At 35.4% G+C, this 12,379-nt stretch carries 18 protein-coding genes; 15 read left to right on the top strand and 3 right to left on the bottom strand.

Features of this window, described 5'->3' with window-relative positions:
- The first annotated feature begins 176 nt into the window (after window positions 1-176).
- Complete coding sequence (locus MHI51_RS27300) at window positions 177-650, top strand: hypothetical protein (RefSeq protein ID WP_405173398.1); 474 nt, start codon at window positions 177-179, stop codon at window positions 648-650.
- Window positions 651-1,061: 411 nt separating this feature from the next.
- On the opposite strand, the gene MHI51_RS27295 is transcribed toward MHI51_RS27300, so the two are convergent.
- Window positions 1,062-1,736 (bottom strand): DUF4097 family beta strand repeat-containing protein, encoded by a 675-nt coding sequence (locus MHI51_RS27295; RefSeq protein WP_076277825.1) that lies wholly within the window; start codon window positions 1,734-1,736, stop codon window positions 1,062-1,064.
- An 819-nt stretch (window positions 1,737-2,555) separates the two neighbouring features.
- On the opposite strand from MHI51_RS27295, the gene MHI51_RS27290 reads away from it, so the two are divergent.
- From MHI51_RS27290 to MHI51_RS27255, 8 genes are all read left to right on the top strand, one after another.
- On the top strand, window positions 2,556-2,960 hold the full coding sequence (locus MHI51_RS27290; protein WP_076277823.1) for a GNAT family N-acetyltransferase: 405 nt from the start codon (window positions 2,556-2,558) through the stop codon (window positions 2,958-2,960).
- A gap of 192 nt (window positions 2,961-3,152) precedes the next feature.
- A complete protein-coding gene (locus tag MHI51_RS27285; RefSeq protein ID WP_076208636.1) occupies window positions 3,153-3,641 on the top strand; it encodes a DUF2199 domain-containing protein in 489 nt (162 codons plus the stop codon).
- Window positions 3,642-4,146: 505 nt separating this feature from the next.
- Complete coding sequence (locus tag MHI51_RS27280; RefSeq protein WP_036681352.1) at window positions 4,147-4,365, top strand: helix-turn-helix transcriptional regulator; 219 nt, start codon at window positions 4,147-4,149, stop codon at window positions 4,363-4,365.
- Window positions 4,349-4,783: a hypothetical protein gene (locus MHI51_RS27275; RefSeq protein ID WP_076129794.1), complete on the top strand. Its 435-nt coding sequence runs from the start codon at window positions 4,349-4,351 to the stop codon at window positions 4,781-4,783. Before MHI51_RS27280 ends, MHI51_RS27275 begins: the two co-directional genes overlap by 17 nt.
- Before the next feature lie 58 nt (window positions 4,784-4,841).
- Window positions 4,842-5,213, top strand: a complete 372-nt coding sequence (locus tag MHI51_RS27270; RefSeq protein WP_076277822.1) for an iron chaperone — start codon at window positions 4,842-4,844, stop codon at window positions 5,211-5,213.
- Window positions 5,214-5,420: 207 nt separating this feature from the next.
- Entirely contained in the window at window positions 5,421-5,600 is a 180-nt protein-coding gene (locus MHI51_RS27265; RefSeq protein ID WP_076221028.1) for a hypothetical protein, read from the top strand.
- A 98-nt stretch (window positions 5,601-5,698) separates the two neighbouring features.
- Window positions 5,699-5,947: a hypothetical protein gene (locus tag MHI51_RS27260; protein ID WP_081387643.1), complete on the top strand. Its 249-nt coding sequence runs from the start codon at window positions 5,699-5,701 to the stop codon at window positions 5,945-5,947.
- A 481-nt stretch (window positions 5,948-6,428) separates the two neighbouring features.
- A complete protein-coding gene (locus MHI51_RS27255; RefSeq protein WP_076220911.1) occupies window positions 6,429-6,788 on the top strand; it encodes a hypothetical protein in 360 nt (119 codons plus the stop codon).
- 72 nt (window positions 6,789-6,860) lie between these two features.
- Here MHI51_RS27255 and MHI51_RS27250 read toward each other — a convergent pair whose 3' ends face one another.
- Window positions 6,861-7,364 carry a hypothetical protein gene (locus MHI51_RS27250; protein WP_076220913.1) on the bottom strand — a complete coding sequence of 168 codons (504 nt, stop codon included), beginning with the start codon at window positions 7,362-7,364 and terminating at the stop codon, window positions 6,861-6,863.
- 471 nt (window positions 7,365-7,835) lie between these two features.
- Here MHI51_RS27250 and MHI51_RS27245 point away from each other — a divergent pair, with 471 nt between their 5' ends.
- From MHI51_RS27245 to MHI51_RS27220, 6 genes are all read left to right on the top strand, one after another.
- The gene (locus MHI51_RS27245) at window positions 7,836-8,201 is read left to right on the top strand and encodes a hypothetical protein (RefSeq protein WP_076277820.1); all 366 of its coding nucleotides are present in this window, start codon (window positions 7,836-7,838) and stop codon (window positions 8,199-8,201) included.
- A gap of 13 nt (window positions 8,202-8,214) precedes the next feature.
- The gene (locus MHI51_RS27240) at window positions 8,215-8,403 is read left to right on the top strand and encodes a hypothetical protein (protein WP_076219833.1); all 189 of its coding nucleotides are present in this window, start codon (window positions 8,215-8,217) and stop codon (window positions 8,401-8,403) included.
- Window positions 8,404-8,860: 457 nt separating this feature from the next.
- The gene (locus MHI51_RS27235) at window positions 8,861-9,382 is read left to right on the top strand and encodes an AAA family ATPase (RefSeq protein WP_342410192.1); all 522 of its coding nucleotides are present in this window, start codon (window positions 8,861-8,863) and stop codon (window positions 9,380-9,382) included.
- Between the two features lie 24 nt (window positions 9,383-9,406).
- Complete coding sequence (locus MHI51_RS27230; protein ID WP_342410191.1) at window positions 9,407-10,270, top strand: hypothetical protein; 864 nt, start codon at window positions 9,407-9,409, stop codon at window positions 10,268-10,270.
- A 41-nt stretch (window positions 10,271-10,311) separates the two neighbouring features.
- Window positions 10,312-10,812 carry a hypothetical protein gene (locus tag MHI51_RS27225; RefSeq protein WP_076219829.1) on the top strand — a complete coding sequence of 167 codons (501 nt, stop codon included), beginning with the start codon at window positions 10,312-10,314 and terminating at the stop codon, window positions 10,810-10,812.
- Between the two features lie 30 nt (window positions 10,813-10,842).
- On the top strand, window positions 10,843-11,367 hold the full coding sequence (locus tag MHI51_RS27220; protein ID WP_342410190.1) for a hypothetical protein: 525 nt from the start codon (window positions 10,843-10,845) through the stop codon (window positions 11,365-11,367).
- A gap of 55 nt (window positions 11,368-11,422) precedes the next feature.
- Here the strand turns inward: MHI51_RS27220 and MHI51_RS27215 are convergent, their stop codons facing one another.
- On the bottom strand, window positions 11,423-12,256 hold the full coding sequence (locus MHI51_RS27215; protein WP_342410189.1) for an AraC family transcriptional regulator: 834 nt from the start codon (window positions 12,254-12,256) through the stop codon (window positions 11,423-11,425).
- Between the last annotated feature and the right edge of the window lie 123 nt (window positions 12,257-12,379).

Genomic DNA, 12,379 nt, shown 5'->3' with positions numbered 1-12,379 from the left:
TTATAGTAAACTGATGTTCACATGCACTTTAAAAGGTAGTATGATAAAATAAGGAAAATAATACATTATATAGTTTGATCTTTTCCTTTACGGACCTTATCCATTCGTTCAACATTTAAGTGAATATAATGTTTTAAAGTAGGAAATAATTATTGGTATAGAAAGGGCGGGATAATATGTTTAAAAAAATATATTTAATAGCCTTTGCAGTGACTATTATTTCAGGAGTGGCATTAATATCAAATTCAAAAGCAGACACCTATCCAGAAATGGAAACCGTAAATAAGACAGTTGAAAATCCTGTTAACACTAATTTTTCAACAAATAACGTAAAATCCGTAGAATCCGTAGAATCAGTAAAAAACGTAGAATCCGTAGAATCAAAAATCGCAAAAGGGTATTATAGTCAACTATATACACCTCATGGCATGTTCTTGCGAGCAGATAAACAAAGTATCTTTAAGGAATCGGAGATAGCAAGAAATTTAGATCAAATCGGGCCTAATACGAATCAACTAATTTTTGAAGGCGAGTTTTTTTTAAAAGTAGATGAATCAACATTTCTTAAATCGTATCCCAATTCGTTGATCTTAAATGAAACCTTAAATGAAACAGATGAAAACCCGATTAGACTGACGATGCTTCATTAAGCTAACTGGCAGGATGGTTTGAATATTCAATATACGGTATTATTTTAATTATATCGATAGTAGTACTTTTTATATGCATCGGATACATTCAGTTCCAAAGGATGGTTCAAAACAGTCAAACAAAATCATGAAGGTATAAGCCGCTGTAATGCGGCTTATACCTTATTTTGATGGAATTCACTATCAAGCTTATATATTTTGGCCTTCGGGTACATCATAAGATAATCGATTTACGGGTCGGATTAACAACTTTATCAAGGTGCTTTTCCATTACAAGAGGGAGGGATATTGTATCGTTCATAGGCCGGTGGAATAGTCGAAGAGGTAGGACCAGAAGTTTCAAAAGTGAAACAGGGGTTATCCCTTTCAATATTGTATCTGACTTCATACGAGCTAATATTTAACTACTGGCTACTCAGAAAATTGTAAGGTAATATCGCCGTTATTTGTATAAGCAGATAATTTTTTTGAGCCATTCTCTTTATTGGCAGGCAAATTGCTATCTCCTTTCTTTACCTTGCTTAAGATCGCGAAATCATCATATGACCCTAGAATAGAACCGCTAATATTTCCGTTTTTTGTTTCAAGGGTTATAGCCGTCCCTGCATTCAATTTGTCCAGTTGGATATTTCCGTTATTTATGTTTACTTCCACTGTCCCTAAAAACGCGATTGTTGGTAATACAATATTTTCATTTGATGTTTTTAATGTCAAATTTTTTAAAGTTGTATCAGGTATCCATACCTGAATAGTTCTGGTTACTTGCGAGTCTTTTCCTCCGATATAGTCGTTCCATTCCTTATTACTGACACTTACCATTGACAGTTCTTTATCATCAGATAGATCTATCTTGTAAAAATCTTTCTCACTTTCATAGTAAACAATATGAATTTGTTCATCTTTAGATTGGAGAATAGTTATTTTTTTGTCCTTTACATCAATTGTTAAGGTATCAATCTTTTGGGCAGGGATGATGTAATTTTTTTCCTCCATGGAAGTGGAGTGGGAGGAGCATCCTGCCAATGATATCAATAGTGTCACCAATATGCCTATAGTAGTTAGTAATTTTTTTGCAGTACTTTTCATTATAAAATGCTCCTTTATTAAATCATTTTTTTTTTAATATAGCTAGTCCTACGAATGCCAATCCTAAGCTTCTATGCAGAAAAATTGCGATATGCAACAAAGTATTAGAGTTGAACATAATAATCTTGAAAAAGTAATAAATGTCTTTAGAGGGGTTGACTGTGCTACCAGAAGGGGACTATCTGTGTGCAAACTGTACCGAAGAGAATAAGAATGCTGTATTACAAAATTTACTTGAAAGGGCAAAGACGGAATACGATGTGTGTCCAGATTTTGTTCTTCATAACATTATTGTGACTGGAATATTGCAGTGGGATTATCAGATACAACTGTTCATTAAGAAACGCACATGTTAGATTAAATACAAAGGAAAGGGTTTAGAAAAAGAAAATTGTTTGATTAAAAGTCGCTAATTTAGCGGATTTTTTTGATTAAGGAAGCACGTTTCTTGCCCCAGGCTGAGGACAAGAACGTTATACTTCGCCGATTAGCTAAATATTTAACTATAGTTCAATGTTATCTATTTAGCTAACTGGCAGATTAACGCTATAAGTCTTAGGAATAGTATGCTTAAGTGAAAAAAGTATTTTCATGAATTCTCTAATGTGAATAAATACAAATTCCACTGCAGTTAATCCATTTTCTATACATATTTTTAATAGTACATTGAGGTAAATAAAGTGATTATTCACTTTGATAAATTCGAAATTGCTTTGTCGGTATTATTTTATGGCTTCGTAAGGATTGCAAAACCATCGAAATATGGGAGTTTAAAACAGATGTGTGCCGTAGTTAGTTTTATGAAAGGAAGGTATAGCGGTGAGTATTTATTACGCTTCAAGCAAAGAGGATATCACTAAGGATGCACTCCAAGAGTTATTTCTTTCGGTAGAATGGGAGTCTGGCAAGTATCCAAACGAGCTTTTACAAGCAATCGGAGGGTCTCATTCAATTGTTACCGCTTGGGAAGGAGGAAAGCTTGTCGGTTTAATAAATGCTTTGTCAGATGGTGTTTTAACGGTATATTTTCATTATATGCTTATTAATCCGAGTTATCAGAGTATAGGTATAGGTAAGGAAATGATGAATATAATGCTTGATAGATATAAAGGGTGTAAAACAAAGGTATTAATTTCATATCCTCATGCAGTGGTCTTCTATAATAAATTTGGCTTTAATACAGAGGATGGAGCTACACCAATGTTTATCTCAGAGTTGATATGATTAAACTAATGGGACACGATAGTTTAATCGCAACAAGAAGGCAGCCGATCAGAGGATCAGCTGCCGTTTTTATTGAAGTAAAGGGGCAGGATAACTCAGTAATTTCGCGAATACTCAAAAGATGGAATTATCACAAAGTTCCCGAATAAGACGTTATAAGAAATCGGCGAGAAACTATAAGGAGCAGAAAACATGAAATGCCCTCACTGTAACAACGAATTAAGTGAACTTCCTTTATGTTACGGAAGTGAAGCACCATATTATTTTTACACTGTACCAGAAGAGAAAAGAACAGAATTAATTAGAGATTTTTGTGTAATTGATGAACAGCATTTCTTTATTAGAGGCCATATTGAAATACCAATAATCGATAGCAAAGAGAAATTTATATGGAGTGTGTGGGTTTCTCTTAGTGAAGAAAACTTTCTGAAGTCTAATGAATTATTGCACGTAGAAGGAAGGGAGACGGAAGAACCTTATTTTGGTTGGTTATCGACTGAACTTTCAATATATCCAATAACTACATTATCGTTAAAGACAATGGTGCATACACAAGAGGTTGGTGCTGTTCCGTTAATAGAATTAGAACAAACGAATCATCCACTTGCAGTTGAACAAAGAGAAGGAATTACAATGGAGAGAGTTAAAGAAATTGCTCATTTAATAAACCATAGTCAGTAAGAGAAAAATTTGAATCTATAGTCGAAGAAGCTGCCGACAGCTTATTAAATCATATCTACGCCAGCAGACACCCCTGCAAGGCTAAACTCGGTGCGTAATGTCGTTTAAGCTAACAGGAGACTTTTGTTCAATGAAACAGAGACAGTCTTAATATTTTATTTTCTGCTGACAATGACACTTTTTTATCCAATCCAAAAGGCAAACTTTCCGAGGGTATATTCTTGAGGCAGACTAAGCTAACTGAAGTGTTTTTTTATAAGTTGTCGCCCGTGAAACACTCAACGTCACCCCGTACTCCTATAAGGGAGTTAACGGGTGGCGTTTTTTCATGCCCGATTCTACAGATGTAGTATCAACAAGGCGTGCCCTAAATCATTACACCTATAAAGATCACGGGTTAAATTGCAATCAACTTCAGTGATGGAAAGTTAGCTTTACATGTATAATCCAATATATTATTCTTACGGAAAGTTAACTTTCCATAATTGCTTCAGGAGGTAAGATATTGAAAAACAGGCTTGAAGAGATTAGAAAAGAAAAGGGCATTAAACAAGAAGAACTAGCGGATAAATTGGAAGTATCCAGGCAAACGATTGGTTCACTTGAAAATGGCCGGTATAACCCATCCATCATTCTTGCATTTAAGATTGCGCGGTTTTTTGAAATGAGTATTGAAGATATTTTCATTTACGAGGAGGAGCTGGGTAATGAAAACGGCAAGTAAATGGGTGCTCTTAACAATTGCAGGTGCTATTATGGTTTATATGGGTGGATTTATTTTAACTGACGAGAAGCTAAAAGGAATTTCCGGTTTGCTCATTGGTGTGGGTTCAGTCCTTGCAGTGCTTGGAGTAGGAAATATGGTGTATTCGTTATGGCTTAATAAGCCCCAGAACAAAATAAAGAATGATGAGAAAGTTAGAATGAGTAAAATTGAGGCTAATGATGAACGGAAAATAAGAATAAGAGAAAAAGCGGGTTGGAAAACTAATATTGTTAACTTTTACATCCTAATGGCTCTAACTGTTGTATTTAGTTTAATGGGAGTAGATCAAACTGTAGTCACTGTGTTATGTGGTGTTTTTGTTTTTCAAATCTCCTTAGGAATCTTCCTGTTTAATTATTATGCTAAGAGAATGTAATTGGAATGACGTAACATCAATTAGAATATTCGAAAATATTTTGTTAGGAGAGAATGACATGGAAGTATTTGCAGAATATTTAGCGCAGATTGATAACCCGCAACATCGGGAAAGAATGGAAGAGGTTTTAGCTTGGGTAGCTGGAAAATTTACTGATTTAAAGCCAAAAGTTGCGTGGAATCAGCCTATGTTTACCGATCACGAGACTTTTATTATTGGTTTTAGTGTATCCAAACATCATTTGGCGGTTGCCCCTGAAATTGCAGGAATTAATCGTTTTTCTGATGAAATATTGCAGGCAGGTTATGATCACACCAAGCAGTTGTTACGCATCCGGTGGGAAAGTCCCGTTGATTTCTCATTACTTGAAAAAATGATCGAGTTTAATATTTTGGATAAGGCAGACTGTTCAACTTTTTGGCGGAAATAAAACGTATTATTTAGCGTTAAATTCTTTTTAAGCAAATTTATATGTGGAAGCACCGGAGGACAAGTCACTTTTAATATGTGATTTGTCTTTTTTATTTGAATTCTCAGCACGAAATATTCAATATTTTGGAAGGTGGATGGAATGTTGGAAGCGAATTTATACACGTTAGTTCAACCTGCTGAATGCTGAAAAATGGAAGTGAGACAAATGGCTGCTTCCATTCCGAGAGTCTTTTTTAATAAATATGATACAGTTGGACAAGAAGGGATATTGTTGATGGAAGATCTGACCCCGACACATAACAATTTAGCTGACTGGGAAGTACCTATTGAATCTGATAAATTATATTCAGATATCAAAATACAACATGCATCCATGGTGATCTAAATGTTGGCAATTTATTATATCCGATGTTCAGCAGTTCAAGGCCGTGCATCATTGATCCTGAAGCAGTGAAGGTTGGGCTTTGTACGGAGGATCTCGTTATGTTATTTATCCACGATTTGTTTCATGGCAGTGAGGAGACTACACGTATTTTTGATCTGTATTTTCATTCAATTAACAATAAAATCAAGAGCGCATACACGTACACACAATTTGTGGAGGATGTTAGATTATCGATTATGGAAGGAATCTTTTTTCCAATAAAGTTATTTGTTCATGAAGGAATTAAGGATGAGGAGCATATATGGAAATCGATAAATGCTTATAAGGATTTAGTTAGGTTTGATTGAAAGACCACTAACAAGTTGTAAGTCAACAAGCCATTATTTAGTTACATTGTATAAGCTGAAGTGGAATAATTGGGATATAACTGTATTAGGTATTGAGATAAGAAGTATTATATACAACAAAAAGTACGTACTTCAAAAAATTCGCTAAAATTCTCGTTTGTACATCCTGCAGCTGTTGTTAGAATGTCATGAACAGTGGCTTAAATGAACTCTACATTTCTACTTTTGTCGCCACTCGTTAACTGGCGTGTATTCCCAGGTTGATTCAGCTGATAACTTCATCACGCTCAATCGTAATCTCATATTAAATTATTGCTGGTGTTTTCTATCGTTGATAAAGTGATTCATGTATTTATAAGGAATTTAAGATTAGGAAGTATTCTAAATGTGTTTGTTTGAATTATTATGGGTACTAAACTATAATTTAGAGGTCTAGGAATCTTTCGACAATCGCGGACTCTTGATTAATAGGAGGTGTAATATGAAATTCTTTAGAGATTCTTCAAAGTGGCTAAGTATTATTGGCCTAATTCTAGTGTGGATTAGTGTGTCATATATTTTTGGATTTATTACTTATATATCGTTATTCGTTTTACTTTTACTTATCCAAGTAATTCTCATTTCTTCTTCTAATATTCAAATTAAAAAGAATCAGAGACGTGTAATCGTTATAGGTGGACTAGTAGTGTTAATTGGTATTGTAAGTTTTATCATCGCCTTTTTTATTGAAGTACCTATTTGGTATAAGATATTTCTATTAATTGCTCAAGGAGCGTTTGCTTATGCGGAAATTAAAATGTTAATTGAAGCAAGAACATCAAAAAATAGACTGACTAAATAATAGTAATCTGCAAATAAAAATGAGAGGCGATCCCCAATTTGGGTCGCCTCTCATTTTTATATATCAATGTACTTACGCTACTGCTGTATATTCTGTAGTTGTGTAATACGTCCAGTAGGACATGGTTGGATTTACAATAAGTTTTTGCCAAGTAGTAACTGTAACTTTAATTCTAGTGAAATTTTTATAGTCATTTAAGAGGGTATTAAGAATTTCTTTCAACTGATTAGCGGGTGTATAGCTATCAACCTGTTGAATAAGTTGACCAACTGTAATTAGTGTTGCTGCGGCAACAAGAGCACCTGCAATAAAGGGTGGAAGCTTAGCTTTTATAGCGTTAGTAGCTAGCCCGATTCCTACTGAAGTAACAGCGAGACCGAGACCGGTATAACTACTCCCAACGTGAGAGTTAATCATATCTACAAGCTGGGTCTTAGAAATATAATTGGTTTCCGTAGCACGAACTTCCGGACTTCCAACACCTGCCATTACTTGCTGATTTCTTGCTTCTGCCCGTTCTATATTTAGTAATTCTTCCAGCGATGATTCTTTGATAAATTGATTGTTTTCGTTCATTTTAACTCCTCCAAAAAGTTTATTGAAAGAATGGGGGATGTAAGTTCACAAGAAGAATCCCCTTCTTCTAGGAACAAACATTCTTTTCAAGGATTAATATATCATATAGCGTAACGTAACGCAATATATAATTAATAAAAATATCCAATTATGAAAAAACAGACTTTTCATTCATGAGGAAACTTCTCTTTACTAAGGTTTAAGAACATAAAAATAAAGTGTATTGTCACGATACGTTATATCTTTTTATAATATTTTTTTGTGTTACTATAAATATTATTAAATCCTATCTCTATAAATATTCCTGATTAGGAAGGCTTATCTCACTTATTATCAAAATTCCAAAAATCATTGTAATGATTTGATGAGTATTAATTAAATTTTAAAGGATATAACGAATGAAAAAGTGAAGAATATGGTAGGACGTAACAAATCGCTATATAATGATCAAAATAAATAAGGAGGTTAACCATGAAATATACCATAAATCTATTTGGTTATAACGTTGATTGTCAATTAACCGTGGGAAATGAAGGATTGCATATTAACATTCTTGAAGATGATCAGCGGGCTTTGAAGCAATATCTAATTCGAGTGTTGCCTAAGTATGGGAGAGAGGTTTCTAGCGCTTCTTCATTACAAACACTGCTGGAGCTTGCCTTAGATGCGGAAAAAACGCTAGAGGGCCGTATGGCCGAGCCTAAATTAAAGCTACCTTATGAGTTTCAACCCGAAATCAAGGAAAAACTAATCGAGGCTGCTTCCTTGCAAGAAATGTCTGCTACTCAACTATTGATCCGTATTATTGAAAAAAAATATCAAGAAATTATTGGATAGGAGAGATACAAAAATGGCCTATGGTAATAAGGTGAAATTTCATTATGATGTACCAGCTTACATTAAACAACAGTTGGCAGAAGCGGCTAAACAGATGGGAATGACAGCAACAGAACTACTATCAAGATCAATAGAAGAAGAGTATGAACGTATTAAGAAAGAAAAAAACTCATCGTCTACAAATTCGATAGTTGGGAAATAAACTGGCCAAAAGTCACTATCTGTTCTAAAGGCATACTTTGATAGGTGTAATCAATTCCGATTCTATCACAGAAAAAAAAGTGTCCTATTTTATAGGATTCTCTTAGACTACTCTCAATTAAATAAATGTAGATATTTGGAGTCGTATCTTCAATCTTACAAGAAAATTCAGATGTTGAGCTTGCATTCATAATTCTTATGATATGCTCGTGAACATGCGCAGGAATTAGTGGTTCAAGGAAAGTAAACGGGAACTGTTGACGTAAGTTCTCATAAATTAGCATAAGATACTAAACCCCTTTCTAGTTTATTATATGTAATCATAACCAGTTTGTTCATTATAACAAACATACGTTCGTATGTTAAGAGAGCAAATAGCTAATATTTTAGAAAATGAATCCCGACAACATATATCAAATACTTAGCAGATTCATTAATGCTGAAGGAAGTGGCCCTCGTTGTTTTTTCTTCAGATGTCTGGATACCCCGGATCAGGGAAGTCTTCATTAGCCAGAGTAATAGCGCAGCATACTTCTGCTGTTATTCTTGATCACGACATTGTAAAGTCTTCTCTTATGGAATCACTTGGAGTAAACATTGGGTTCAAGGAAGTTGGAAAAATTTCGTATGACATTGAATGGGCTTTGATAGATTTCCACTTATCTCAAGGTCATAATGTTATACTCGATAGCCCTTGTTTATACTCTGAAATGATAGAGAGAGGATTGAATCTGACCCGGAAATATAATGTGGAATATAAATATGTAGAATGTCTATTAAATGACTATGATGAGCTCAATAATAGACTGCGAAATAGAAAAAGAATGATTAGCCAGATTGAAAGAGTGCCTTCTGAAGAGACATTGCTAAAAACTATTGAAAATGCTAAAAAGCCATCTAATGTCAGAATACATATTGTTAATACAAAGGAACCGATTGAATCCTATATTAAAAGTGTCATTGAATACTTAAATACTTAGCCTAAATTTTGAGGAGGGGAACAGATGGATTTTGAGAAAGCAGCCCATTTCATTTGGACACATGGCAGATTATTAGAAAGAAGGGTTTTTGAATATATTTTCCACGGTGGATCAATGAGCAATGTTATGACTTCACTAACAGCCTACCAAAACGAAGATGGTGGGTTTGGAAATGCAATAGAGCCGGATTTACGGGCACCCGGTAGTCAGCCACTTTTCATGGAATTTGCACTACGTTTTTTATATGACTGTAACATAAAAGACGAAGAACTTTCTCAAAAAGCATGTGATTATATTTCAAAGCATGCTGATTTAAAAAAAGGGATTCCAACAATATTTTCTTCATCAGCAAACTATCCAAGAGCAAAACATTGGAATAACCCACTTTCTACAGAGCCATCATTTAGCAGACTTACTGGTCTTGTCGGGCTTCTTAAGTGGCAAGGGATAGAACATTCCTGGCTTGATAAAGCGACAGAAATTTGTTTGGAAGATATTCACGCACAAGCATATGACGATGCGCATACAATTTTGACTGCATTTTATTTATTGGAAAGCCTACCTCAATCGGATTATATCAAAGGATTATTTCAAAAATTATCTAAGGAGCTTATTACTGCCAACTTCTTTTGTATGGATGCCGCATCCCACAGTTATGGACTCTCTCCTCTAGAATTTTCGCCATCACCCACTTCTTACTGTAGCAGCATATTTTCTGATGAAACCATTCTTGATCACTTAAAAGTATTAGAACACCAACAGGAGGATGATGGAGGATGGCAGATAACATGGGAGCCTCCCGGTGAAACAGCGAGGTTGGAATGGAGAGCCTATAAGACGCTAAAGAGTTTGATGATACTAAATTCATACAATAAGATTAATCTATGAGACTATTAAGGAGATAATAAACACTCCAAGGAGAGGAACCTATGAACAAATTAAGGGCAATCATAGTTCCGTTATTCTTAATCTTTTTATTTGGATGTAGTAAGGAGCAAATTAGCGATAATTCAAAAAAAGAATATAGCAAAGCTGAACAATTTATTACCGATATGGGCTATCTGATCATTAGTAATGAAGGAATTGTTTCTGAATATTTATTAGATAAAAAACTGCTGACGGAAATGCCATACATGCAATACTGGAGTGTTCAAAGTGTTGATCCAGTCGATTATATAGGCAAGGAAATAACTACAAGTAAGTTCATCGTTAAAAATCACCCCTTAGATAATGAGAAGGATAATACAAAAAAACAAACCCTGATTTTTCTGCTAGAAGCAGACGATGAAGTGATAGGAGGCTATAGTTTTCCTGATTTCGATGAATTACATATGGGTTGGGTTTACACCATTGATGGAAAAACACTCGAAGAATTGACCGGAGAAGCTTTCCCGAAATGGTCAAAGGAGTGGAATTTAAGATATAAATAACGGTTGGGGAGTATTTATAAAGGAGCAGATATGAAAAAACTAATCCTAGTGCTTGTAGCTGTGGTTATTATTTCGAATGCGATATGGAGTTATTTATATTTCAATAAAGAGGTCGAAACAAATTTAAACACTGGTGTTCAAGTATATACGCTTAAGGGTACAGGGGATACATGGGATGTTTTAGATTACAAAATAATAATTTCATCTAGCAAAATTTTACGGGGACATGGGAAGTTAGTGTTCAAGGGAGACCCAAGCGCTTTAGTGAACAGTAGCTATTATAAGTATGAAGTCAATGAAAAAAACAATAATAATAAGGATGAAACAGTTCTTGTAAATGAAGCTAGGTCAACGGATGGACCCGTTTCAATATTAAGTAACACTGATATCGCGTCTATAACAGGTCCGTATTCGTATGACGAATTAAATAAAAATAGACAAAATTATGAAAATACCACTTTATCTATTACATGGAATGATAATGAAGGGGAGCTTCATTCCGAAACAATAAGTTTAGATATTGCGAGTGGAATTTCTCTTAAGGATGATCTTTAAGGGTGATAAATCCAAGAGACTAAGATTGAATCTCAACGGACTGAAGGAAGATCGTCTACGCCCCAAAAGCCTGCCGGTACTTCACAGGAGACATGCCTTCAAACCTTCTGAACACTTTAATGAAATAGCTGGACTGGGCAAAACCGGACTGAGTCGCAACCTGAGCAATGGAGAGTCCTGTGGACACCAGTAAAAGCTTGGCTTTAGCCAGCCGACAATCGGTTAAATAACGGTTAGGTGTTTTACCCATAACCACCCGGAACAGCCTTAGAAAATGATAGCTGCTGTACCCGGTCAATCTTGCCATCGATTCCAGAGACCAAGGGCTGGCACATTCGACATGGATGATATCTGCAGCACTGCGGATGGACTGCCTAACCTCGTGCGGTACTGAGCCGTGAAGCGGCTCGGAGTTCTGCAGCAATTTTACTAGAAGCTCATACAGCAAAGCAGATAATCTTGGCTCGCTACGGGTCACGTAGGAAGCGCTTAGTAGGTACATTTCCTCGAATAGCTCGTCCAGCTTAGCATCCAAATCAAAAGTGAACAGGTATGCACGAGACTGGTCCACTTCTTCTAATAAGGGAAGGACAATTTCAGTGTTAAAATGAACCCAGCGGACATCCCAAGGCTCGCCTGGGTCAGATCCGTATTGCTGATAAGCCCCTTTAGGGTACAGAAAACCTCGTCCTCTACTCATCGGAATACGTTCGCCCTCATGGAATACATAACCCTCCCCATCAAAGATCAAATGCAGGTTATAACTCCCCAGAAAACCTTCGCTTCTTCTCTCTGTATGTTGTGGAAAGTGAGTGTAATGTCCCAAAAATTCAGGATAACAGACATATTTCGAAAAAGCCGGTGTCGGCAAATACCATTGTTTCTTCATGTTTGGCAGCACCCGTTTCTGTAGCGCAACAGAGCGCAAGTTGGATTAAGGCAATGAACGCAAGATTGTTATATGATAGCAATATTTTGTTATATAAGACCTCTTATCATTGATACTACAATA

The sequence above is a fragment of the Paenibacillus sp. FSL H8-0260 genome (assembly GCF_045040625.1).
In the GTDB taxonomy this organism is placed as follows: domain Bacteria; phylum Bacillota; class Bacilli; order Paenibacillales; family Paenibacillaceae; genus Paenibacillus_AQ; species Paenibacillus_AQ odorifer.
Note: the sequence above shows the minus strand (reverse complement) of the source record. Positions and strands in the feature narration are given on the sequence as shown.